Source organism: Desulfitobacterium dichloroeliminans LMG P-21439 (assembly GCF_000243135.2).
GTDB lineage: Bacteria > Bacillota > Desulfitobacteriia > Desulfitobacteriales > Desulfitobacteriaceae > Desulfitobacterium > Desulfitobacterium dichloroeliminans.
Genome location: NC_019903.1, coordinates 1,879,437 through 1,903,836 on the forward strand (window position 1 = coordinate 1,879,437; position 24,400 = coordinate 1,903,836).

Annotated in this window: 20 protein-coding genes; 1 reads left to right on the top strand and 19 read right to left on the bottom strand. The window is 45.1% G+C overall.

Going from position 1 to position 24,400, the window contains the following annotated elements; translation table 11 throughout:
- Window positions 1-2: 2 nt before the first annotated feature.
- From DESDI_RS08985 to miaB, 13 genes are all read right to left on the bottom strand, one after another.
- On the bottom strand, window positions 3-1,265 hold the full coding sequence (locus tag DESDI_RS08985) for a methionine gamma-lyase family protein (RefSeq protein WP_015262292.1): 1,263 nt from the start codon (window positions 1,263-1,265) through the stop codon (window positions 3-5).
- A gap of 12 nt (window positions 1,266-1,277) precedes the next feature.
- Window positions 1,278-2,894: a GTPase HflX gene (gene hflX, locus DESDI_RS08990; RefSeq protein WP_015262293.1), complete on the bottom strand. Its 1,617-nt coding sequence runs from the start codon at window positions 2,892-2,894 to the stop codon at window positions 1,278-1,280.
- A 33-nt stretch (window positions 2,895-2,927) separates the two neighbouring features.
- Complete coding sequence (locus DESDI_RS08995; protein ID WP_015262294.1) at window positions 2,928-3,893, bottom strand: AAA family ATPase; 966 nt, start codon at window positions 3,891-3,893, stop codon at window positions 2,928-2,930.
- A gap of 70 nt (window positions 3,894-3,963) precedes the next feature.
- Window positions 3,964-5,796 carry a translational GTPase TypA gene (gene typA / locus DESDI_RS09000; RefSeq protein ID WP_015262295.1) on the bottom strand — a complete coding sequence of 611 codons (1,833 nt, stop codon included), beginning with the start codon at window positions 5,794-5,796 and terminating at the stop codon, window positions 3,964-3,966.
- A gap of 199 nt (window positions 5,797-5,995) precedes the next feature.
- Window positions 5,996-6,247 (bottom strand): RNA chaperone Hfq, encoded by a 252-nt coding sequence (gene hfq, locus DESDI_RS09005; RefSeq protein WP_015262296.1) that lies wholly within the window; start codon window positions 6,245-6,247, stop codon window positions 5,996-5,998.
- A gap of 34 nt (window positions 6,248-6,281) precedes the next feature.
- Entirely contained in the window at window positions 6,282-7,226 is a 945-nt protein-coding gene (gene miaA / locus DESDI_RS09010) for a tRNA (adenosine(37)-N6)-dimethylallyltransferase MiaA (RefSeq protein WP_015262297.1), read from the bottom strand.
- Window positions 7,223-8,059: a class I SAM-dependent methyltransferase gene (locus DESDI_RS09015; protein WP_015262298.1), complete on the bottom strand. Its 837-nt coding sequence runs from the start codon at window positions 8,057-8,059 to the stop codon at window positions 7,223-7,225. The genes miaA and DESDI_RS09015 overlap by 4 nt, the downstream gene beginning before the upstream one ends.
- Window positions 8,060-8,158: 99 nt before the next feature.
- The gene (mutL, locus tag DESDI_RS09020; RefSeq protein WP_015262299.1) at window positions 8,159-10,147 is read right to left on the bottom strand and encodes a DNA mismatch repair endonuclease MutL; all 1,989 of its coding nucleotides are present in this window, start codon (window positions 10,145-10,147) and stop codon (window positions 8,159-8,161) included.
- The gene (locus tag DESDI_RS09025) at window positions 10,144-11,469 is read right to left on the bottom strand and encodes a histone deacetylase family protein (protein ID WP_015262300.1); all 1,326 of its coding nucleotides are present in this window, start codon (window positions 11,467-11,469) and stop codon (window positions 10,144-10,146) included. Before DESDI_RS09025 ends, mutL begins: the two co-directional genes overlap by 4 nt.
- The gene (locus DESDI_RS09030; RefSeq protein ID WP_015262301.1) at window positions 11,466-13,145 is read right to left on the bottom strand and encodes a hydantoinase/oxoprolinase family protein; all 1,680 of its coding nucleotides are present in this window, start codon (window positions 13,143-13,145) and stop codon (window positions 11,466-11,468) included. Before DESDI_RS09030 ends, DESDI_RS09025 begins: the two co-directional genes overlap by 4 nt.
- Window positions 13,146-13,158: 13 nt before the next feature.
- Window positions 13,159-15,711 carry a DNA mismatch repair protein MutS gene (gene mutS / locus DESDI_RS09035; protein ID WP_015262302.1) on the bottom strand — a complete coding sequence of 851 codons (2,553 nt, stop codon included), beginning with the start codon at window positions 15,709-15,711 and terminating at the stop codon, window positions 13,159-13,161.
- 147 nt (window positions 15,712-15,858) lie between these two features.
- Window positions 15,859-16,254 (bottom strand): YlbF/YmcA family competence regulator, encoded by a 396-nt coding sequence (locus tag DESDI_RS09040; RefSeq protein ID WP_015262303.1) that lies wholly within the window; start codon window positions 16,252-16,254, stop codon window positions 15,859-15,861.
- Window positions 16,255-16,333: 79 nt separating this feature from the next.
- Window positions 16,334-17,665 carry a tRNA (N6-isopentenyl adenosine(37)-C2)-methylthiotransferase MiaB gene (miaB, locus tag DESDI_RS09045; protein WP_015262304.1) on the bottom strand — a complete coding sequence of 444 codons (1,332 nt, stop codon included), beginning with the start codon at window positions 17,663-17,665 and terminating at the stop codon, window positions 16,334-16,336.
- 221 nt (window positions 17,666-17,886) lie between these two features.
- Between miaB and DESDI_RS17635 the strand changes: the two genes are divergently transcribed.
- Window positions 17,887-18,057 carry a DUF1540 domain-containing protein gene (locus DESDI_RS17635; RefSeq protein ID WP_083879892.1) on the top strand — a complete coding sequence of 57 codons (171 nt, stop codon included), beginning with the start codon at window positions 17,887-17,889 and terminating at the stop codon, window positions 18,055-18,057.
- A gap of 84 nt (window positions 18,058-18,141) precedes the next feature.
- Here DESDI_RS17635 and DESDI_RS09050 read toward each other — a convergent pair whose 3' ends face one another.
- From DESDI_RS09050 to DESDI_RS09075, 6 genes are all read right to left on the bottom strand, one after another.
- Window positions 18,142-18,636 carry a HyaD/HybD family hydrogenase maturation endopeptidase gene (locus DESDI_RS09050; RefSeq protein ID WP_015262306.1) on the bottom strand — a complete coding sequence of 165 codons (495 nt, stop codon included), beginning with the start codon at window positions 18,634-18,636 and terminating at the stop codon, window positions 18,142-18,144.
- A gap of 77 nt (window positions 18,637-18,713) precedes the next feature.
- Complete coding sequence (gene cybH / locus DESDI_RS09055) at window positions 18,714-19,337, bottom strand: Ni/Fe-hydrogenase, b-type cytochrome subunit (RefSeq protein ID WP_015262307.1); 624 nt, start codon at window positions 19,335-19,337, stop codon at window positions 18,714-18,716.
- Window positions 19,338-19,376: 39 nt separating this feature from the next.
- Window positions 19,377-20,933, bottom strand: a complete 1,557-nt coding sequence (locus tag DESDI_RS09060) for a nickel-dependent hydrogenase large subunit (RefSeq protein WP_015262308.1) — start codon at window positions 20,931-20,933, stop codon at window positions 19,377-19,379.
- A gap of 3 nt (window positions 20,934-20,936) precedes the next feature.
- Window positions 20,937-22,025 carry a hydrogenase small subunit gene (locus DESDI_RS09065; RefSeq protein ID WP_015262309.1) on the bottom strand — a complete coding sequence of 363 codons (1,089 nt, stop codon included), beginning with the start codon at window positions 22,023-22,025 and terminating at the stop codon, window positions 20,937-20,939.
- A 244-nt stretch (window positions 22,026-22,269) separates the two neighbouring features.
- The gene (locus DESDI_RS09070; protein WP_015262310.1) at window positions 22,270-23,517 is read right to left on the bottom strand and encodes a D-alanyl-D-alanine carboxypeptidase family protein; all 1,248 of its coding nucleotides are present in this window, start codon (window positions 23,515-23,517) and stop codon (window positions 22,270-22,272) included.
- A 14-nt stretch (window positions 23,518-23,531) separates the two neighbouring features.
- Window positions 23,532-24,377 (bottom strand): DegV family protein, encoded by an 846-nt coding sequence (locus DESDI_RS09075; RefSeq protein ID WP_015262311.1) that lies wholly within the window; start codon window positions 24,375-24,377, stop codon window positions 23,532-23,534.
- Window positions 24,378-24,400 lie beyond the last annotated feature (23 nt).

A 24,400-nucleotide genomic window follows, 5' to 3' on the forward strand; every position in this document is an offset into this window, starting at 1 on the left:
CCTCACTTTAGTAATCCTTGTTCCCAAAGCCTCTGTGCCGCTAAGATATTGCCAAATTTGACGTAGTACAAGGAAACTCCTCCTTGTTGGTAGACAATATAGGGTTCGCGCATGGGCCCATCAGCAGAGAATTCGCTGGTTGCCCCTTGGATAAAGGTCCCTCCGGCCATGATGACTTCATCCTCATAGCCCGGCATTCCCGAGGGGATGGGTAATACATGACTGTCAATGGGAGATCCTTTCTGGAAGCCCTGGCAAAAAGCAATCATGCGTTCGCGCGAATTAAGTTTAACAGCCTGAATAAGATCTGTACGCGGGACTTCCGGCATCGGGTTGACCTCGAAGCCTAAAGCCTGCCAAAAGGCCGCAGAAAAAATGGCACCACGAATAGACTCGCTGACCGTCAACGGGCTAAAGAATAGTCCTTGGAAAAAAGGTAGCTGCCACTGGAGAGTGGCTCCTACTTCTCCGCCAATCCCCGGAGCTGTCAAGCGGTAAGCTGCTTGTTCGACTAATTCCTTTTTGCCGGCGATATATCCTCCGGTGGGTGCTAAGCTTCCACCCAGATTCTTAATCAGGGAACCGGCAAAAAGATCGACCCCAACATCCCCGGGCTCACTTTTCTCGACAAGCTCACCATAGCAATTGTCAACAAAGATAATGAGTTGAGGATAATTTTGGCGAACAAAACTCACGAATTCGGCAATTTGTTCCATATTAAGAGAGTTGCGCCAAGCATAACCTCGCGAACGCTGCATAATTAACATTTTTGTATTCGGCTTTAGAGCCTGCACTAACAGGTCATTTTGAATATTTCCCGATTCATCAAGGGGAATCGAGTCATAGGATATTCCGAAATCCTTCAAACTTCCCTGCCCTGTTCCACGGATCCCGATGACCTCTTCTAGTGTATCATAAGGGTCACCTGTGACGGAAATAAAATGATCGCCAGGTCTTAGGACACCGAACAAAGCAGCTGCTATAGCATGAGTACCTGAGACAAATTGTCCCCGTACCAGAGCCGATTCTGTCCCGAGGATGCGTGCCATAACCCGATCCAAGGTTTCCTTGCCGCTATCTCCGAGACCGTACCCGGTCGTTCCTTGTAAATGATAGGTAGATACTCTTTCCTTCTGAAAGGCTTCAAGAACTTTGGCGTGATTATACTCAGCGATCTCCAGAATAGAGTGCTCCTGTTGTTGCAAAAGCTGTTCGGCTATAGTTTTGGCATTTTGTATTTGACTCGGTAAATGATCCAAAAACAATGGTGAAACCTCCTAGTTCGTTTCATCCTTATCCACTGAAAGGAGCTCAAGGACCTTATTCCATACAGGTTCCAGGGTGCTGTCTTGAGTTAAGGACATGGGAATAGGATGGGATAATTCTTGAGCTAAACGATTTAAATCCGAGGGATGACTGATTTTATCGGTTTTATTAAGCAAAGTTATACGCGGCTTATTGCTGCATTCCAGCTGCCCCAAGATGCCGTGAACCGTATCGGCGCGTTCCAAGGCTCGAGGATGGCTGGCATCCAAGACGTGGATCAGAATGTCGGCATTTTGAACTTCTTCAAGGGTAGCAAGAAAAGCATGAAGCAGTTGATGTGGTAGCTTTTGAATAAATCCAACCGTATCACTAAGTAAGATATGGGTAGTTTGGTTGAGTTTAATCCCCCGTACGATCGGATCGAGGGTCGCAAATAGCTTGTCCTCTCCTTGAATAGCCTCCCCTTTGGAACGGGTCTGTTCCATAGCCTTTTGCAGTAAGGTAGTTTTTCCTGCGTTCGTGTATCCCACTAGAGCAATTAAAGGGATGCCGCTTTTTTCTCTCTGGCGCCTTTGCGTAGTGCGGACTTTGCGGATTTCAATCAGTTCAGCTTCAAGTAGATTGATCTTTTTTCGCACCCTACGTTTATCCATTTCGAGCTTAGATTCTCCGGGACCACGCGTCCCAACTCCCCCTCCCAATCGAGAAAGATTGATACCCTGACCGGAAAGACGTGGTAATAGATGCTTGAGCTGAGCCAATTCTACCTGGAGCTTCCCTTCTCTTGACTTGGCACGTAGGGCAAAAATATCTAAGATTAGGGTGGTACGGTCCAGAACCTTGATACCCGTGGCCTGCTCTAAAGTTCGTTGCTGGACAGGTAGAAGTTCATCATCACAAATGAGAACATTCGCCCCACTATCTTGTAGATGTTGTGTTAATTCTTGTAATTTCCCTTTGCCGAGATAGCTGACAGGGCTGCCAAAGCGCTTAGGTTGAAGAAGCTTGCCGACCACCTCAACCCCGGCCGTTAAAGCCAGCTCGGCAAGCTCGGATAGCAGTTCATAACCGGGATCTTCGTCCTCCAGAGCCACTAAGAAAGCCTTCTCCTGGTCGCTGATTTTCAAGACCGGGCTAGCCGGACGGGAACGAAAATCGTTGACGGAAGTATCGTAGGAGAAACTTCTAAATTCCTTCGGAGTTAAGTTAAGGATTTCATGCCCGGAATCTCCTGGAAAGGCAATTTCTACCCCTGTGATTTGGCCGTTTTTAACCCCTAAACTACTCATGCTTTCTAAGCCCGTAGAGCTTAAAGCGCTTAAGTCCATGGAGCTGAGATGCTCATTCCCGCTAGGGTGAGTATGGATACAACGCAAACGACCCGCCTGGCGAGCGGGTAAAGGAGGTAGCTTAACGGTAGCATGTTGGCCGACGGCTACTGCAATGACAATCCCCGAACGGTTAATATACAGCGCAATCTCTTTATTCCATTGACTGGTTAGCTTGCAAATACCTTCTAATAAATCAAAATGGATAAGCCCCGGACGTTCTGTCCGGAGCAAAGTCAATTCTTTAAGATCCTTAAGCTGGGTTCCACGGATTCCAGCGATATCACCTAGAATATCCATTTGAACCTCCGTATTTTGATGAAATTCTGCTTGTTATTTTAAGTCCTCTTCCTCCAAACTTAAGTCACAAGGTAAAATTCGAATCAACTCTTCACGGGAAGATGAGGATTTTTGATAGAGTCGTACAGCCTGTTTGCGAATCGTTTTTTCGACCATGTTGCGAACCAAGCGGGCGTTTCCGGCATAAGGATGAGAGTTCAGTAACCCTTGCAGCATAAAGCGAAAGGCATTCCGAGCTTCGGGTGTAAATTCGTATTGACGAGCTTTCAGCATGGAATCGCCAATACTTAAAAGTTCATCGATTGTATAGTCCGGAAAATCAATATGAATCGGGAAGCGTGACCTGAGTCCGGGATTGGTCTGTAAAAACCATTCCATCTCATGTTTATAGCCGGCTAGTATCAAGATGAGCTCATTTTTATGATCTTCCATGGCCTTGACGAGCGCATCAATAGCCTCTTTGCCAAAATCCTTTTCGCCACCACGAGCTAAAGAGTAGGCTTCATCAATAAAAAGGACGCCCCCCAATGCTTTCTTGACCTGATCGCGTGTTTTCTGTGCAGTATGACCTATGTATTCTCCCACCAGATCGGCTCGCTCACATTCAATAATATGCCCCTTTTGGAGGACTTCCATCTCTCTGAATAGCTTACCGATTAGTCGGGCAACCGTGGTTTTCCCGGTTCCAGGGTTTCCTCGAAAAATCATATGGAGGACTAGGGGTTCGGCTGTTAGCTTTTCACGTGTTCGCCGTTTTTGGATTTCTATATAGGCTTGGATTTCATTAATAAGTCGTTTAACTGTAGTTAAGCCTACCAAAGCATCCAATTCGGCAAGGATTTCAGCTATATCCTTATTTTCAGCTGCATTATGTATTACCTTTCGTCCACGCTGGGGTTCTTGGATTGAATCCGCTCCCGAGGTAAGGGGTTGGACCAGTGAAGTTTGAACGATTGGAGGTTGGTTCTTTTCTGGTCGAAAGGTAATACGAATTGCCATAAGATGTGACACCTCCCGTCTTTACTACTATACGCAACAAGACGGGAAAGGTGTCCTAAAATTTATCAACTCATTTTGCGCTATTGGAAGATAAGGATTTAGCATAGCGTACTCGAGCGTTTTTATCCAGATACTTTTTGCGTAACCGAATACTTTTGGGAGTTACCTCCACCAATTCATCATCATCAATATATTCCAAAGCTTGTTCTAGAGTAAAGATCTTCGCTTTTTCTAAGCGCAAAGCCTCTTCGGAATTACTGGCGCGCATATTGGTCACGTGCTTTTTCCTGGCTACATTCACTTCAATATCTTGTTCACGATTGCTTTCGCCAACAATCATTCCCTCGTAAATCTTGGTTCCTGGCTCAATGAAGGTCATGCCACGTTCTTGAGCGGAATGAAGTCCATAAGTTGTAGCTTCTCCCGTTTCAAAGGCGATCAAGACTCCGCGACTTCTGCCGGGGATGTCTCCTTTATAAGGCTCGTAGCCATTAAAGACATGGCTCATAATCCCTTCACCGCGTGTTTCGGTTAGGAAATCGCCTCGGAAACCAATGAGACCCCGAGCGGGAACTTTGAATTCCACACGCATTTGTGTTTGAGATATGTGGGCCATATTGACCATTTCAGCTTTCCGTTTACCCAACAGATCGATCACTGTACCCATGGCAGTTTCGGGAATATCACAAATCAGAAATTCGATGGGTTCACATTTATGGCCATCAATCATCCTATAGATGACCTCAGGCTTAGAGACTTGGAGCTCATAGCCTTCCCGCCTCATATTTTCAATGAGAATGGATAAGTGAAGCTCACCACGACCGGACACCTTAAAGGAATCTGCGGAATCCGTCTCTTCAACACGCAAGCTGACATTGGTTTCTACCTCTTTAAACAAACGCTCTCTGAGCTTGCGGGAGGTAACGAATTCGCCTTCCAGACCAGCAAAAGGACTATTATTAACAATAAAATTCATAGTCAGAGTCGGCTCGTCGACTTCAATAACCGGAAGAGCTTCCGGATTGTTGGCATCGGCCACTGTTTCACCGATATTCGCAGTGGTTAAACCGGTTAAGGCGACAATCTCCCCTGCGCCGGCTTCGGGTACATCGCTCCGTTTCAACCCTTCGTAGGTATAGACTTTGCCGATTTTAGCCCTCTCAAAGGTTCCGTCTCGTTTAATTAAGGTGATACTTTCTCCCTGACTGACCTTGCCGCGGACAATTCGCCCAATGACGATTTTGCCTACATAATCATCATAATCAAGAGTTGTCACTAAGAGCTGCAAAGGAGCCTCAAGGTCCACATAGGGGGCAGGAATATGCTCAAGAACAACCTTAAAGACAGGCTCTAAATTTTCTGTAAGCTGATCAGGTTCGGTGCCGGCAATACCATCTCGAGCTGAGGCATAGACCACCGGAAAATCTAACTGGTCTTCGTCAGCCCCCAATTCAATAAATAAGTCAAGGACTTCATCGACGACTTCAGCCGGGCGGGCGTCTGGACGGTCAATTTTATTAATGACAACGATAGGGACTAGTTTTAATTCTAAAGCCTTCTTTAGAACAAAACGGGTTTGGGGCATAGGCCCTTCAAAAGAGTCGACAACCAAGAGCACCCCGTTGACCATCTTTAAAACACGTTCCACCTCACCGCCAAAGTCGGCGTGACCTGGTGTATCAACGATATTGATCTTTGTACCCTGCCAATTAACGGCAGTATTTTTTGAGAGAATAGTGATCCCTCTCTCACGCTCTAAATCATTCGAATCCATGACGCGTTCCATAACATTTTGATTAGCGCGGAAGGTTCCGCTTTGTTTAAGCATAGCATCAACGAGTGTTGTTTTGCCATGGTCAACGTGTGCAATGATTGCTATATTGCGAATATTTATCGATTTCATAAAACTTCCCTTTCTAGACACAAAATTACCACAAACTTAAATATACCATGCCATTATTATCTCTACAATAAGTAAATTTAGTATATTATATTTTACTTTTGTTTCGACTTCATCCTCTTTTGGTAATGCCGAATCACGATTGTCCTTCACACACAAAAAAAGCCTGAGTGAATCAGGCTTTTAAGCATTGACCTTATTCTTAACGATCCTCGGCAGAGGTTTGTGATGCGGCTACTAAATTAATTGGACGAATTGGCATAACCGTTGAGATAGCGTGTTTGTAAACCATTTGCTGCTTTCCTTCAAATTCAAGGACAACTGTAAAATTGTCAAATCCGCGGACTAAGCCTTTTAATTGAAAGCCATTCACTAGGTAAATCGTGACTGGCATATTTTCTTTTCGGACTTGGTTTAAAAAAGTATCCTGTAAATTGATGGGCGATTTATTCATTTTTTTACCTCCACCACCATCTATTTCTATTTTCCTATTTTACACGACTTTCAATCGCACTGCAAGTGTCAATCAAAGATTCAATAATATTTGACATTTTCTCGTTATAAGTATCATGCCAGATAATACGCGGGTCTCTGCGAAACCAAGTAAGCTGACGTTTGGCAAAGTGCCGGGTATCTCTCTGGAAGATCCGTAGCATTTCTTGCCGAGTCACCTTACCATAGAGATAATGCAAGGCATGCCGGTATCCGATACTCTGGAGGGGCTTAAGATGAGGGGAATACCCTTCTTTAAGTATGTTATGAGTTTCTTCAATTAATCCTGAGGCTAGCATCTGTTCGCAGCGGAGGTTGATTCGCTCATAAATGATTTCTCGTGGTGCGGTGAGCCCTACATAGAGTGTTGAAGGATCTAGGTTGGAATATTGGGTGTCTTGATTGCCGCGGATTTCAGAAAATGGCTTGCCGGTTAGCTGGCACATCTCCAGAGCCCGAATAATTCGCACTGTATCGTTAGGATGAAGACGTTGGGCACTGAGTGGGTCCCTATTCTCCAATTCGCTGTGCAGAGCTTCCTTACCTTTTTGAGTAAGGAAGGTGTACCAATCCTTGCGAATGGATTCTGAGCCGTGTTCTGCAAAGCCAAAAGGATCGAGCAAGGAACGGATATAAAGACCTGTCCCTCCTACTACAATCGGAACTTTGCCCCGGATTCGTATATCCTGAATATGTTTTTGGGCTAAGTCTTGAAATTGTGCTACGGAAAACGGCTCCCTTGGATCTAGGATATCCAGCAAATAATGCGGAACGTTGCCTTGTTCCTCTAGGCTTGGTTTAGCGGATCCGATGTCCAACTTTCGATATACTTGCACCGAGTCCCCAGAGATAACTTCACCTTGGAGGGCTTGGGCAAGGGCAACACTGAGTGCAGTCTTTCCCACAGCGGTCGGTCCCACAATGATAACTAAGGGCTTCAATCCCCCGCTCCCTCCTTTCTAATCATTCCATAGTCTACATGACTATATTTTCCCCCATCTTCAATGAAAAAACCCAACCGAGCAAACTCTTGGCTGCCTTTGCGCTCTTTTAAAATAACGCGTTTTCTTGCTACTCGAAAGGCCTCGGCAACCGTTTCTTGCGTTAATGCTTGGGGATTGGAAACCTGGTGCAAGGGGCGGATGGAATCACTTTTATCTCGAGTATGGCGGAACATGGGGTCAAAATAAACAACATCTATCGAAGATGTCAGGGACTGGGCTAATAATTCTTGGTGGTCTCCCCATTGCACATGAATATGCTGGGCCGCATCAGACAAAGCTAGCCACGCTCTAATCTTATCAGGATTATCTGCTTTAGGGTAATTTCCTTGAGCTAAAGTAGTTAATCCATCCTGAACTAAAGCGGCTAAGATGGCTGAGTGTTCGATGCCGATAACCCGGCCTCGCGCTCCGACCCGGAAGGCTGCCATCAAGGCATCCGTTCCAAGGCCTAAAGTAGCATCTAAAAAGGTATCCCCTTCCTGGAGGTCGACTGCCTTTAGGAATCGATCGGGTTCCCCTCTGAGTAACTGGATGGCTCTCAATATAGCCATATTAGGATGAAACTTGATACGATTCTCCCCAGCTTCCAGAAATACTCCTTTGCGGGTAATGTGGAGAGTCGGATAGAGTTGCCCAGCCCTTGGCTCGCTATGCTTTTTTTCGCGGGATAAGATAGTGATGCCCGGTTGTTCAGAAAACCAAGCGGACTTCTTAAGTAAATGTGGGTCCTTAGGATGGGTAATGTTAAGAATTACTGTTGAGCCTGTCATTTAACGCCACTCCGAGCTATTTCATTTGTGAACTATTTGATTGATCATATTTAGCCTCTATAGAACTCTAATCTAGGTATCTATGGCAAATCCAAAGACTTAGCTACGGTAAAAGCGTCGCTCAAGTTCTTCTTGAGAAAGCTGGACCATAGTGGGACGTCCATGGGGGCATGTATACGGACTATCTGTTTTACTCAGTTGAACAATAAGCTGCTCCATCTCCATAAGATTCAGGCTTGCTTTAGCCTTAATGGATTCTTTGCAGGCCAGCATATAAATCCATTCTTCCAGTAATTGATCCATGGAGGGAGGGATTTGATGTAACAAGACCTGCTCAAGGAAATCCCTAAGAAGAGTTTCTCCCTGATAGGGTCCACTGTAGGCCGGAATACCGCGTAGGAGGTAGGTTCGCGTGCCGAATTGCTCCAGAATAAAACCCATATCATTAAGTAACAGGAAATGTTCAAGCAGGGCATCTTCCTCTCCCGGGCTAAACTCCATAGGGAGAGGAATCAATAACATTTGACAATCTCCTGAATTCTTTTGATGTTCTTTTAATAATCGCTCATAATTAATGCGCTCATGAGCTGCGTGCTGATCAAAGATCACCAGCTGTTCACCATCACTCGCCAGAATATAGGTGTCAAAGACCTGACCAATAGGTCTTAAAGCAAGCAAAGGACTCTGCTCAGTGAATTCTTCTCTTAGAATATAGGGATCTTTTTCGCAAGCTAATTCAGACTGTGTCTCAAGAGGTGTCACCTTAATATCCTCTGGATTGAGATTCCCCGGGGAAGGTTCGCTAGACACTCTTGGCGATGGATTTATAGATGGCTCCCAGTGAGCCCTATCTTCCTTGAGAGAGTTAGCTGGGGGCTTTGCATAGAATCCCTCTGGGGTAGGTGTCAGATTCAACTGAGGCGATTTTAGAGAGACTTTAGGGGAGAAACCAAAAGTATATTGTGCTGATTTCGCTTCTCGAGAAGCTAATTCTTTGCTATCGTAGCCTTGTCTAGAATCATTCTGTAAAATCGAGTTCGAGTTTGTTCCCGGAAAGCGTTTATCCACTGAGAATTTCTCATAGGGGGTCACGGGATGGGCTTCAAGAAGGGTTCTTCGTACCCCTTCGGCAATAAATTCCATCAGTTCTTTTTCTTTATGAAAGCGAATCTCCATTTTTGTCGGATGCACATTCACATCATATTCATGGGGTGGTATTTGCAGATTTAAAACCACGATGGGATAAACCTTAGCCGGAATCAGGGTATGATACCCCTCTAAAATGGCTCGGCTAATGCTATTGGAGCGGATAATCCGCTGGTTCACAATAAGTGTCTCGCCTTGCTTGGTAGAACGTACGAGATCAGGTGGACTGATATAGCCCTTGAGCTGCCAATCTCCGGAAACACAGGATATGGGCAGAAGGCGGCGGGCAGTTGCCTGACCCAGTACCGCGCCAATGCTTTCGAGCAGTAGTCCCCTGCCGGGAGTTTGCAGAACGAGCACCTTGGGATGCTTTAAAATGAAGGATACATCAGGTCGAGCTAAGGAAAGTCGCCCAATGACATCCGAGATTTGGCCAAATTCGGTGTTTTTAGATTTTAGGAATTTTCGTCGAGCGGGTGTGTTGTAGAATAAATCATCGACCGTGATCGTGGTTCCCGGAGGGCTACCGATATGGTCGAACTCAAGTTGGTCTCCTCCTTCAACTCGTAAAACTCGCCCGGAAATTTCGGCAGGAGGACGACTGATAATCTCTAACCTAGAAACAGAAGCTATGCTAGGCAGGGCTTCTCCGCGAAAGCCAAGTGTCTGTAGCTGCATGAGGTCATCGATGCTACGTATTTTACTCGTGGCATGACGCAAGACCGCCAGAGGCAATTCTTCGGCGGGTATTCCTTGGCCATTATCCTGTACACGAATTCTTTCAATCCCGCTTCCCTCAATAGTGATCTCAATCTGTGTCGAACCGGCATCCAGAGCGTTTTCAATGAGTTCCTTTACCACAGATACGGGGCGTTCCACGACTTCTCCGGCAGCGATTTGATTGGAAGCTTGTGTGTCAAGAATTTTGATTTCAGCGGTCAATAGCTCGCTACCCCCTTATTTATAGACCAAAATTCTACCTTATTATTCAGCTGATCTTGAAGTAATACGGATATGCTCCGTCTCTTAAGCTGTTCCCATAAATCATATCCGGCTTGAGCACAGTGGCTACATCCTTCAAAAGGAATCCGCACCAAGGCTGACTCCTTGCCGGTTAAAGTGTTTTGACTCTCGATCAGGACTGTCCCACCACAGTGATTACACTGGCGAATCCAGTCCTTGCGAACCTCACGGAAGCCTTCTGTATCATAATACACGGTATGAGGATAATAAATCCATCTGCCCAGAGGAAGAAAGCTCTCCGTGCGAATCATCCAGTCTGGCTTAGTGCGACGATACTGGTCTTTCAGCTCTTTAATGAAGCCTTTGAAGGAATGTGAGCTATTTTGTGAGTGGCGTGGTTTTTGGGGCTCGATAACTCCACTATAGTCCTCCCCTGCTAAAGCAAGAACGATAGCTAAGTTCACATAGGGCAAGGCCCCTTCGATAGAGTATCCGCCTTCCAAAACAGCTAAATCCGGTTTGAGTAGCTCGGTAATGCGACCGTAACCGCGGGCAGTGACATTCATCGAGGCTAAGGGATCGGTGAAATGATTGTCTTGACCTGCCGAGTTAATAATCAAATCCGGTTGAAAATCATAAAGCCGAGGCAAAACCCAACTTTCAAGAACATAATGAAGTTCCTCATCCCCGGTTCCAGGATTAAGAGGAATATCTAAGGTCGTCTCCCAAGCATTGGGACCTCCTTTTTCATAGATATAGCCGCTTCCTGGGTAGAGTGTCCGGCCATCTTGATGGAGGGAAATAAAGAGCACGTTAGGATCATGATAAAAGATATCCTGAGTTCCGTCCCCGTGATGAACATCCGTATCGACAATAGCTACCTTTTTAACACCATAGAAAGTGCGGAGGTAATTGATAAGAATGGCTTCGTTGTTTAGGGTACAGAATCCTCGATTGCCTTGAACGGTAGCACCGGCATGATGTCCCGGCGGTCTGACTAAGGCGAACCCATTGTCAATTTCCTTTTTGGCCCAGGCCTCCCCTAATACCAAGGAACTCCCTGCGGCAATGAGATGGGCAGCTAAGTCATGGCTTTCAGGTGAAGGAAAAATTGCTTGAGTTCGCAAAACATCTTTGAGAGAGGCGACTCCAGGTGAGTATTGCTTGATTTGGGGTAAATCCATTACCCCCTCTTCAAATAATTGCTCTTGAGTGTACAGGAGCCTTTCCTCTCTTTCCGGATGCGTAGCACCTAAAGACCAGTCAAAGGCTGGGAAGAAAAGTAATCCTGTATGTTTCATACCATAAGCCTCCCGACTACCCCCGGGGGAACAACCACGGAACCCCGGATTATTTGTCCAACTGTCTCATAGCCTTTAACCACCGGAAAGAAATCGAAAGTTTGGGTTTTGAGCTCAAGTTCATTCAGGTTTAGTCCAATACTTAGGGCCTTATCTCGAGCAATCCTCATCAGAAATTCTTGGACCTCTTTATGAGGACGCTTTGCCCCAAACCATTCACCCTGCTCCCCATATTCCTCAATCCGGTAAGAACGCATGGTGGTATCCAGATGAAGGGTGCAGGAAAACGTCGGTCGTGCAAGGGCTGAACCAATGGCGTTGGAAACATCAGCATGTTCACTAAAGCGAACGGGCAGGTGAACTTTATCTTCTAAAGAAGGAGCAATTCCTTGAGCACTCCCCCCGCTAACCCAGATATAAAAATCTTTAGAGCTATGCGGGTGAAGGACTTCCCAGACTTTATAGGCTGGTTCTTCTCGCCATTCCTTGTATAAACTCGTAAAGGTATCGGTTACCATTGCTGCAAACTTATCTAAGATCCTAAGAGCTAAGTCGTGCAGAGATTGTGGATTGCGTGCTTCCGGTGGCAATAAGGTAGCTAGCCCTTGTGCCGCACGTTCCCAATGACCGAAATTGATCCGTTTGAGATAGCGCATAGCATCGGTGGGTGTGGGGCAATTGCCATCTAAGCAATATGCCGGTCCCTGGCGATAAGGAGCGATTATAAAGCCCTCAGGAACATCTGCTGAGGAAAGGATGGCTGAATCCCCTCCGATAGGTATAGAGCGCGTGGCTAGGGACCGAATCAGGGTTAAGTAGGGACCGATTTGTGCCCCGTGTGCGCTCAGTAAAGGTTCCCCAGAAAGAACTAAACCGATATCAGTCGTTGTTCCCCCAATATCCACCACTGCATAGGATTGTTGGGGGTCAGATTGGGCTAAGGCGCCAATAATACTAGCTGCAGGACCGGAGTTAATGGACTCGACAGGCCGGAGCTGGGAGCTCGGTAAGATCCCTCCATCCGCTTTTAAGACGGTGATTTCCGCTTTTGAACCATTCTTTGCTACGGCTTTATGCAATTGGGCAGAGAAATTCGCATAGAGATTTTTGCTGGCCGTGTTCAGATAGGTTGTAAGACTGCGTCGGTAAAAATTGGCGTGTCCCCATTCATAACCTAGGGCAATATCCAGTTCAGGATAGCGTTTGCTTAAAAACTGAGCTAAGCTCTCTTCAAGAATTTTATTGCGATGGGAAAATTTGCTGACCACTGCAGCTTGAGATTCGGAATCTAAATCGAGTTGATGACATATTCGACGCCATTCCAGTTCATCCGGAAGAGTGACTTCCCTCCCGCGATAGTCAATCTCTCCCTTTAAGGAATGATAAGGAACCGGCCAGGGCAGCGCATCGAGCTTCATGCCAGAGCCTGGAAATAGGAATAATTCAACAGGGGGTAATTTGTTCTCCAAGATGGCGTTGGTCACCAAGGTCGTACTGACAGTAATCTGCTCAACAGGTTGGGTAAAGACACCAAGTTCATCCAGAGCTTGGAGCAAGGTATCCAACAGATTATCTGATTGCGTTGGAACTTTAGTTTTATTGATAAGTCGATTCTCGTGAATAAGAACCCCATCAGTAAACGTCCCACCGACGTCAATTCCGACTTGGTATGCCATAGTTACCCTCCTACTACCGTGATTCAGATGTCTTTATACGCTCCTTAAGATCAAAAAGATAGTCCAATGCTTGTTTTGGGGTGAGATCATCCACAGAAAGCTCAGCTAGTTCCAGTAATAAGGGATCTAAGGGTTGGGTTTCAAACAAAGAAAGTTGGGTCATTCTATCCGCATTAAATAATTTCTCTTTGCGACTGTCGTGAGCAGACGATTCCAGCTCATGCAGGATGATTTTTGCCCTTTGCAAAAGTTGGGATGGTAGTCCAGCTAGCTTTGCCACTTGGATGCCATAGCTGCGGTCCGCACGCCCCGGAATTATCTTATGTAGGAAAACAATTTCTTCGCCGTGTTCCCTAACCCCTACATGCAGGTTGAAGATTCCGGGATGTGTTTCTTCTAAATCCGTTAATTCATGATAATGGGTGGCAAACAAGGTTTTTGGTTGGATATTTTGACCGGCTAAATACTCGGCCACCGCCCAAGCAATACTGAGACCGTCATAGGTAGCCGTACCTCTGCCTACTTCATCCAAGATAATGAGGCTATTAGGTGTCACATGACGAAGTATATGGGCCACTTCGTGCATTTCTACCATAAAGGTGCTTTGACCTGAGGTCAAATCATCGGAAGCCCCAACCCGGGTGAAGATATGATCAGCGATGGGAATGATCGCCTGTTGAGCGGGAACAAAGCTGCCGATTTGTGCCATTAAAACAATGAGAGCTACCTGGCGCATGTAGGTGGACTTTCCGGCCATATTGGGTCCGGTGATTAAAGCAAGATGTTTCTCTGGTCTTAGAATAGTATCGTTCGGGACAAAGGAAGTGTCCTGAAGCATGGATTCCACCACCGGATGCCGCCCCTCAATAATCTTAAGGTCGCCACCGAGGGTCATTTCAGGCCGAATATAATGATAGCGAACCGCTGCTTCCGCTAGGCTTGTGTAGACATCAATTTCAGCAAGGGCATGAGCAGCTTCTAAAATCTTGGGGGTCAGTTGACGAACCTTTTCGCGGAGTTCAAGGAACAGTTGGTATTCCAACTGCATAACCTTCTCCTCTGCTCCCAAGATTTTTTGCTCATATTCTTTGAGCTCAGGGGTGATATAGCGCTCGGCATTAGCTAAGGTTTGTTTGCGAATATATTCAGGTGGAATAAGATGAGAATTAGTATGGGTTACCTCTATATAATACCCAAATATTCTATTATAGCCAACTTTCAGAGAGCGAATTCCGGTGCGTTCCTTTTCGGTGTTTTCTAATTTTGCTACCCAAGCTTTGCCACCGGAGGAGATACTGCGCAATTCATCAATTTCTTGAGAATACCCAGCCTTGAGCAGATTACCCTCCCTCAATGAGATGGGTGCCTCCGGGTTGATGGCTTGTTCAAGAGTAGCTGCTAATGAATCCAGCCCTGCAAAGGCGGGGATAAATCGTTTTAGAGTGATGGCGCTGCTTTCCGTTAGTAAGAAGCGTAGTTGGGGAAGCAAACCGAGGGTTTGCGACAAGGATAATAAGTCGCGGGCATTAGCTGTACCATAAGATACCTTCCCAATCAGACGTTCTAAATCATATACCTTGCTAAAGAGTTGAATAAGGTCACCGCGCAGAAAACTATCCTCCATCAAGGATTCCACATTGTCTAAGCGCTTTACGATTTCCTCATGAACAAGCAGTGGTTGTTCAAGCCAGCGCCTGAGCAGCCGTCCGCCGAAAGCAGTCTTGGTAAAGTCGAGAACAGAAAGCAAAGTCCCCTTTTTTCCTTGTCCGCGAATGGCTTCTGTCAGTTCTAGATTTCTTCGTGTCCATGGATCGAGGAGCATCCAATGCTCGGGGCGATAAGTATCAATCCTTAAGATATGGGAGGGTTCAATACCCGGTGAAGTTTCCAAGATATATTGCCAAAGGCCATTGGCAGCCTTCATAGCTATCGGAAATTCTTGAAAGGTTTCGTATTGGTCAGTAAAACGCTTCTCGAGAGCGGCTTGCTGAAAAACCTTCTTTTCCCGTTGTGTTAGATAATAGTCATGCCATTGCTTAGATTTCAAGAGTTCTGAAGGCAGGAGTAATTCTGAAGGACGAATCCTTGCCAGTTCAGTGCTTAGAATATCAATGGAGGGGGTTTGAAAAATAGTGAACTCCCCTGTGGATATATCTACAAAAGCTAGCCCCCACTCTTGTTCATGGAAGACGGAAGCTAAAAAATTATTTTTTTGTTCCGCTAAGGAATCGGTTAAAGTTCCTGGTGAGATAATACGGGTGATCTCTCTCTTTACAATGCCTTTGGCTGTTTGAGGATCTTCTACTTGTTCGCACAAGGCAACTTTATAGCCGGCGTTCACCAGCTTCACAAGATATCCTTCAACTGCATGGTGAGGGACACCGCACATGGGAGTTCTCTGGCCTCCCCCGGAATCACGGCCGGTTAAGGCAATTTCCAAAACAGGGGCGGCGGTCTGAGCATCCTCGCCAAACATTTCGTAAAAATCTCCTAGACGAAAGAAAAGTATTGCGTCAGGAACTTGAGATTTTATGGACTTATATTGCTGCATCATGGGTGTGCTCATAATCAACGACTCCTTAGAAATCAGACTATCTGAGGGTGAAAATTAACGATAGTGAATAGTCTAAAGGGAAGAGTAAATACTCTTCCCTTGTTTTCGCTAAATCCTAAACGTGAAAAAGATCCCACGCCTTATACTATTATAGCGAGTCTATGAACAGCTTCCGCCACAACCGGAACATCCAGAGTCGCAAGAGCATCCTCCACCGTTAGGATCATTGGCAATTGCTTGGGCCAAAACCCCATTGATGGTATCGAGCATTTTAGTGAATTGCTCTTGAGCTTGAAGATAAGCAGCAATGGGAGGATACCCTTCTACTTTAGCTTCCATAGCTTCGATAGCTTGCTGAGTTTCTTCAGTTAACTCTTGACCTCCGGCTTGGAGCTCGTATACTCGCTGTTGTTCATTTTGAAATTCGGCAATGATTTGTTGAGCTTGTTCGTCAGCCATCATTGCTCCTTCTGTGCTGCGTAAGTTTTGAAGTTCGACACTTTTTGCGATAGCTGCAGCTAGGACTTCGGCTTTTTCCATAATTTCCGCCGTCATTACAACACCTCCATGTTCGTTTGATTCTACACTTTTTCTTTGATTCCTGCTTTCGACTTTTAAATTAATTATATTCGAATTACTCGGTTAATTCACCATAGAGAGTCCAGGAGCTAGCATCTTGAATAATGACCTGAACCAGGGTGCCGATCAACCGAGATTCTCCAGGGAAGACCACCAGCTCATTGCCCCGCGTACGACCGGTTAGACGGTCTGGGTTTGCTTTACTTGGGCCCTCAACTAGCACTTCGTAAGTATGCCCAATCATTTTTTGCCGCCAAGCTAAACTTTGAGCATTCTGAAGATTAATCAGCTGCTGTAAGCGACGTTTCTTAATATCCAGTGGAACCTGTTCTTCCATCTGTGCAGCCGCCGTGCCCGAACGTTTAGAATACATAAAAGTAAAGGCCTGACTATAGGTTACTTGCCTGATCAAAGTCAAAGTTTGTTCGAAATCCTCCTCGGTCTCGCCGGGAAAACCTACGATAATATCCGTAGTTATACTGGCTTGAGGAATCTGTTTTTTGATTTCGGCAATTCGACTTAGATAGTATTCCCTTGTGTATTTACGATTCATACGTAGAAGAATGTCATTGCTTCCAGCTTGGCATGGTAGATGGATGTGTTCGCAGAGATGTTGACCGGCAGCAATGACTTCAATCAACTTGTCAGAAAGATCTTTAGGATGGGATGTCATGAAGCGTACGCGCCATAATCCCGGAATAGAGTCCACGTTCTTAAGTAAATCGGCAAAATCATAAGGAGGTTGCAAATCGTGGCCGTAGGAGTTGACATTTTGGCCAAGTAAAGTAACCTCACGGCAACCGGTTTTAACAAGGGCATTAATTTCTTCGATAATATCCTGGGGCTGACGACTACGTTCCCGTCCGCGGACATGAGGAACGATACAATAGGTGCAAAAATTATCGCAGCCATAGCTGATATTGACAAAAGCCTTCAGTTTCCCCTTTTCAGCAAGGGGTACCGACTCAAGGGTTTCTTTCGGTTTTTCCCAGACTTCAGCCACTTTTCGTTCGTCAGATTCATCGAGCAGCCGCTGAAACTCATGAATATTATGGGTACCTGCCCAAATATCTACATGGGGCGCTCTCTTTCTTAGGCGCTCCAAGGCTCCAGGTTGCTGAACCATACAGCCCGATATAGCTATTTTCAATTGGGGATTTATAGCTTTCAATCGTTTAAGTTCGCCGATTTTACCAAGGATCTTATTTTCGGCGCTTTCGCGAACACAGCAGGTATTGATGATGATAAGGTCGGCATGTTCAAGATCTTGTGAAGGAATATACCCTTTTTGGCCGGATATCTCCGTCAGGGTATCTGCATCACGTTCTGACATTTGGCATCCATAGGCTAAAGTGACGACCTTTTTCTCGGATTTCGCTGTTGGCATGTTGATCATTCACTCCTGAAAGTAGTATTGTTTTTCTTCTTAAAGGATAACATAGTTCAATTATAGTCGCCAGTCATGTCGAGCATCTAACTGTAAAAGACAAATTACCAAGCTTCAAGAAAAACCAATTGAATAGTATTGAATTATATTATAACCTAGGCTATTACAGGTGTAGAAGCCATTCGGTTTGGGTATCCTTAATAATGGAGGTGATATGCATGATCGATAGTCCAAAAGTTTTGTGTAATGTGGTCGAGTGCAAGTATAACGAGGCCGCTAAGAAATGCAATGCTGGATCAATTCAAGTAACGAAGCATCATGGCCAGGTACGTACAACAGAAGCAACAGACTGTGGTACATTCGAATTAGGTGATGGTCGCGAAAAAGTTTAGGATAAGACAGTGCAAAGGGAACCGGATCATCCGGTTCCCTTATTTTTATTATTCCTCAATAATTCGTCAAAGAACTAGGCATGCTTAAAGATTAAGCTGGCGAAATTCGCCATGCTCGGCAATGTTTTGAATCTCTTGCAGAACTAAATCCTTAACTCTAGGAAAGACATCTCGAATCTCGGGAGTTAACTCTAAGCCCATCTCTAGGCTCTTGGGTTGTACCCCAAAGATGAGAGTTTTCGGAGCGGTTCCCAAAATGTTGGCCATGGCCAAAACTTCGAGGATGCCAACCTGGTGAAAGGAAACCTCATATTGAGAAGGCATGACACGTATATCCTCCGGCTCAAATCTGAAAATTGCTCCGGGTTCATCCTTGGCGTTAATGGCGTCAACGATGATTAGATAGTCTACCTCTTTGATGAGATGGACCAATTCAAGCCCGGCTGTTCCACCTTCAAGAAGCTCGACGAAATCAGGTAACGGCTCCTGAGATAAAACATTCAGAAATTGAACTCCCAGTCCTTCATCAGAAAGAAGGACATTTCCGACTCCCATAACCATTATTTTATGTTGCTGCATTCCATTGACTCCTTTTAAGCCTTTGTCTACTTTGAATATTACGTTGTTCAAAGCATATCGTCAAGGGAACGTGGTGATTAGTGTTCTAGTGGAGAGGTTTTTCCTGTCGCGGTGCTCTTATTCTTTTTTCGGTCGATGCCAAAGAACATATACCAGAATTGATCGATAGCTTCAGTGAATACCATATACACATGGACAGCAATAATAGCAATAAACAGCCATGTGACGACAAAATGGAATCCTCTAATAGCAGCTAATCCGCCTAGGGAAGCCTCCAAGGAGGCAAACTTCATTGGCAAATAGAGCAAAGCTCCAGTAACGATTTGTAGAACAGCCAGAATAGGTAAACCGATATAAGCTAGCTTTTGCATGGGATTATAGGCATTGGGATTATCAGGATGATTCTTTTGCAAAAACAAATAATACTTAATCTGAGGGACAAACCCTTTGACATCGTGTGCGTTGATAAAAAATTTCTTATAATCTCTATCCTTTGACAAAAAGGAGATGTAGAAACGAATAATCCCTGTGAAAATCAAGCTGTACATAAAGAAGAAATGAATGTTGCGGATGGCATTCATAGGCATTCCCTCATAAGGAGAATGAATCAGTAAGCCTGTAAAAATCAAGGCAATGAAATTGATCAAGTTAATCCAATGGGTAATCCGATGGGATAACGGATGTTCAGCAGGATTAGCCATGTTTTCCCCTCGCTTTCCTATTCGTTCTTATTAACCCTATTAACCGATGCGGAATTTGCGGATTTCGTTCGTTTGCGGATCAATAAGATGAACAGCACAAGCTAAGCAAGGATCATACGAACGGATAACTCGGACGATGTTGATCGGGTTATTTTCATCCGGAATAGGAACACCAATTAGGGCTTTTTCTAAGGGGCCATAATTGCCTTGGGCATCCTTAGGTGAGAAGTTCCAGGTGGTAGGAACAACCATTTGATAATTTTCGGTGACATGGTCCTTAATTTTAATCCAATGACCTAAGGCACCGCGAGGAACTTCAGTTAAACCAATTCCTTGACCGACAGCTGGCGCATTCCAATGGTCCGTATCATGGATTCTGAGCCCTTTGCCCATTTCTGCTTCTAATTGGTTAACCCAATTGATCATTTCTTTAGCTAAGATAACAGTCTCAAAGGCGCGTGCCGCATGGCGAGCAACAGCACCCGGTTTAATATTGTATTTCACGATAATATCCATAAGCCCTTTCGGCTGTAGGACAAGCATACGGGCTAAGGGGCCCACTTCGACAGGTTTCCCGTCATAACGCGGAGCTTTAACAAAGGAATACGCGTCTGTTCTGGCTAGATCTGGCACAGTGTCCGAATCAAAAGGATGGTCTCCGTTCGGGCTATCTTTATACCAAGCGCGGGTTACCCCTTCGGTTATTTTGCTCTGATCGATAGCCATGACGTTGCTTAAATCGCCATCGAGGACAATGCCGGGTTTGAAGAGGAAGTCTTTTCCTTCATCATCCAGTCCAAAGCCACCGTAAGATAGGTAGTTACCATAGCTACCCCCTACCCCAGCTTGGGCAAGTGGAAGCAAGGGTCCTGTTCCAAATGTTATTACATCTTGTAAATAGATGTTCTCGAGGTAATCGATTTGCTCGAGCAACATCGAACGAAACTGTTCAACAACTTCGATATTGGGAAGGATGGTCACCCCACCTACTACAATGGAGGATTGGTGCGGTTGTTTACCGGCAAAGAGGGCTGACATTTTCTTAGCCTTCGCTTGCATATCGAGAGCCTTTAAATAGTGTGAGACTGCAAGAGTGACTAGCTCAGGATCATTGACACAGAATTCATCGGGTTCATAACGCGGAGTCAAAGGAGCCGTATCTCCGGCAGCTATTAATTTTCCGATTTTATCCTTAACTCGAAGTAGACCTGCATCTTTACCTTGGTATTTGGCAACAGCAGTAATATCTATATAGTCCAAAGCACTTAAGTGATAGAAATGCAGAGGATGGTCATGGAGCCACATAGCACCCATCATCAAATTGCGGATGAGTCGTCCTCCCGCCGGGACTTTTGCCCCAAAGGCTTGATCTAAAGCCAAGGACGATGCCCAGCCATGGGACCCTGCACACACCCCACAAGTCCTCTCCGTAACATAGGTAGCATCCCGAGGATCGCGACCTCTTAGTAAGGGTTCAAACCCACGATACATGGTACCAATCGATTTAGCGTCAGTAATAACACCATTGGTAACTTCTACTTCTACTTTCAAGTGCCCCTCAATCCGGGTCACGGGATCAATAATTACTTTACCCATGGTTTAGTCCTCCTTCTTATGCTCAGAATCATTATTCTTGAGTCTTCCACTGGCCACTGTGGCAACCAGATGCGCGCCTAGTCCAAGAACTGTAGCGCCGCCGACAACTTTTCCTACAGTATCAGCATTGATCTGACCCAAACCAGGCAAGGAGAAGTTCTCTTGCTTAGAATAAAGGGGACTGAATTGACCATAGAAGTCTGATTCAGAGCATCCTGAGCAAGGGGATCCGGCATTGATACAAAAGTTTGCATTGTCATTCCACCAAACTTGAGCACAGTCGGTATAGGTCTTCGGTCCTTTACAGCCTTTAAGAAGTAGACAATAGTCTTTTTGGGCATAATCATTCCAATCCGCTAAGAAATTGCCGGCTTCAAATTGGCCACGACGTGGACAGTTATCATGAAGGAGTTTTCCATAATAGATGAGAGGGCGAGCTTGTTCATCCAGCTCAGGCACAGCGTTGAAAGTGAGGTAATAGACAATAGTACCAATAAGGGTATTCGGTTTTACTGGGCAGCAAGGTAGATTGATGATAGGGGTGGAAATATTGTTTTTTTGCAATAGCTCTCTTACCCCAATAGGGTTAATTTCACATGCTCCAGGGATACCTGCGCCATCTGTAGCACAGCTACCAATGGCAATGATTGCTTGGGCTTTTTTAGCGGCTTCCAGGACAGTCTCACGGAAAGGCTTACCTCCTACCATACAGTAGGCATCGGTCTCTGCCGATCCAGGGACAGAACCTTCGACTACGAGGACGAAATTTTCCTTTAAGGTATCTTGATAAGCCTGTTCAGCCACATGCCCGGAGGCGGCCATAATGGTCTCATGATATCGAATGGATAGAGTGTCTAGAATTATGGATTCAATACTGGGATTGAGGGTCGCCAGTAAGGATTCACTACAGCCAGTACATTCCATACCATGCAACCAAATAACTGGGGGTTTCTGCAATGCTGCCTCTACCGCTTTCGCAGCCTGTGGAGTCAATACTTCAGGAAGTCCAAGGGCAGCGGTCGTAGCAGCCATCAGCTTCATGAAGTCGCGTCGATTGATTCCGCGAGCTTGGAGAAAATCAAAATTTCCCATCAATAATACCTCCCTAGTGCCTTAAAGATGCTTTAATCTTATAAGGTTTCTAATCTATAAAAATGTATATTCGGTATCCTTCTAAAAAGTCCTTTAAAATTTCACAATATTTTATATTTTTCTATTATGTTAAAATATTCACTTTAATTTGCATGTTAATTCACGAACTTATTCAGAACTTATAGAAATTTAACATTAAATTGAGTCAGAAAAAAAGAGGCTATCTCATTTTTAGAAATAGTCCTCACTTTAAATGCTCGCATCGTTCTCTTCGTAATCGCGCTCGTTCTTTGCGACGCTGTGTATGTTGTATATGTTGAATCCCAGCGAACAGAATACTGCCGCTTATAATAAACCCCAACCCTAACCATAAGGCAAAGGGTTTCTTCTCTTCGGAAAGTTGGTTCAGCACGGTTCGATCAGCAGTCAGCGGAACAACAGTGATGCGCTCATCTCCTTCCCATACCTCTAATTGCGTAATCGTTTGACCTGCCGTGACCCCAGATAATCCACCCGATATGGGTAATATATTCGTACGTAGGTCTGGCGGGGTTCCATTCTTTTTCTTAGTAATCCAAAGTGCTTGGTCTGTTAAGAGATGGATTGCTTGACCTTGGACATCGATTTGTCCTAGGGAGCCTCCGAGCTCACTGTAGGGGGTATTTTCAAATTGTTCAAAACCATAGTCCAGTAAGGCTTGCATATCAGTATAAATCTCGCGACCCGGAGATTTAAGAATGACAGCAATTAATTCACGTCCATTTCGTGATGAAGATGTCACTAAGCAGTTTTTGGCAACTGCGGTATAGCCAGTTTTCATTCCGGTTATGGAATCATCTTTCCAGAGGAGTTTATTTTCATTGAACATTTCAATCGGGACATTCTCTGTTTCGCGTGGAATGACATGCGACTTAGTTTTGATATAATCGCGAAAGGTTGGATTAGCATAAGCAGCTTGGGCGATTCTGGCGAGATCGTGTGCGGTGGTTAAATGGCCTTCTTCCGTTAGCCCACTAGGATTCTTAAAGTTGGTATTTTTCAGGTTAAGCTCCGCCGCCTTTTGATTCATCAAGCCAACAAACGTGGGTAGATCCCCACCGATGTGCTCGGCAATAGCTACGGCAGCATCATTTGCTGAGTTGAGTAAGAGTGCATAGAGCATATCATCAAGGGTTAGCTTCTCACCGGGTTCAAGATAGATACGTGTTCCATAAACAATTGAATAATCGAGCATGGTTTCACTAGCTGTCACAGTATCTTCAAGGTCGCCCAGTTCTATAGCCAAGAGTCCAGTCATTATTTTGGTTGTACTCGCCGGAGCTAAGAGCTTCTCCCCATTTTTGCTATAAAGCGTTTGCCCCGATTGAACATCGATTAAATAAGCAGCCTCTCCTTTAATTTCCGGAGGAGAAGTATTAGAATCGGCCAACAGAATCGGAACGTTTAAAAAAAAGAAAAATAGTAATGTAATGATAGCTAGGACGCGTTTCAATGGTGTTCCTCCTATTAGCGTTGATAAAATAAAGCGATGGTTCCGGGACCCGTATGGCTACCAACGACACACCCGATATCGCTAATAATGATATCTTTGACGGACACAGTTTGTTTTATCTCCTCGGCTAAGGATTGAGCTTCTTCAGGACATGCTGAGTGAGAAATCCCAATCACCTGGCTTTCCGGGTTGCGAATCTCTGCCTGTAAAAAATCGAATAATTTCCTTAGGGCAGCTTTACGGGAGCGTACTTTGGCTATAGGCTCGAGACGGCCATCTGGGGTCATATGTAAGATAGGTTTTACATCAAGCAACCCACCTAAAAAACCCGCGGTTTTGCTGACTCGTCCTCCCTTTACTAAATATTCCAAGGTATCTAGGGTGATCACATATCTCATCTGCTGACGAACCAACAAAATCTGTGACTCAGCTTCCTGCCAAGAGGTTGCCTTTTTAAGGATTTCGTTGGCTTTTAAAGCGATTAGTCCATAACCTAGAGAAGCACCTAAGCTATCGATGACATGGATTTTATCCGGTTGAGAGCACATGTCTCGGACGATCTGAGCGGTGTTGTAGGTTGAACTTAATCCCGAGGACAAATGAATCGCAACAACTTCATTCCCTTGGTCTAGGATTGCTTCATAGGCATCTTTTAAGGTTCCCGGATTAGGCTGAGAAGTCTTAGGGAGTTCTTTGAAGGAGGAGAATCGAGGATAGAACTCATCCGGAAAAATATCTATTCCTTCATTATATGTTTTACCATCTATACTAACAGCCATAGGAATGACCACGATGCCTTCTTGGCGGCATAGTTCTAAAGGAAGATCAGATGAACTATCGACAAGGACAACAAAACTCATATCATTACGCTCCTTTATTCTTG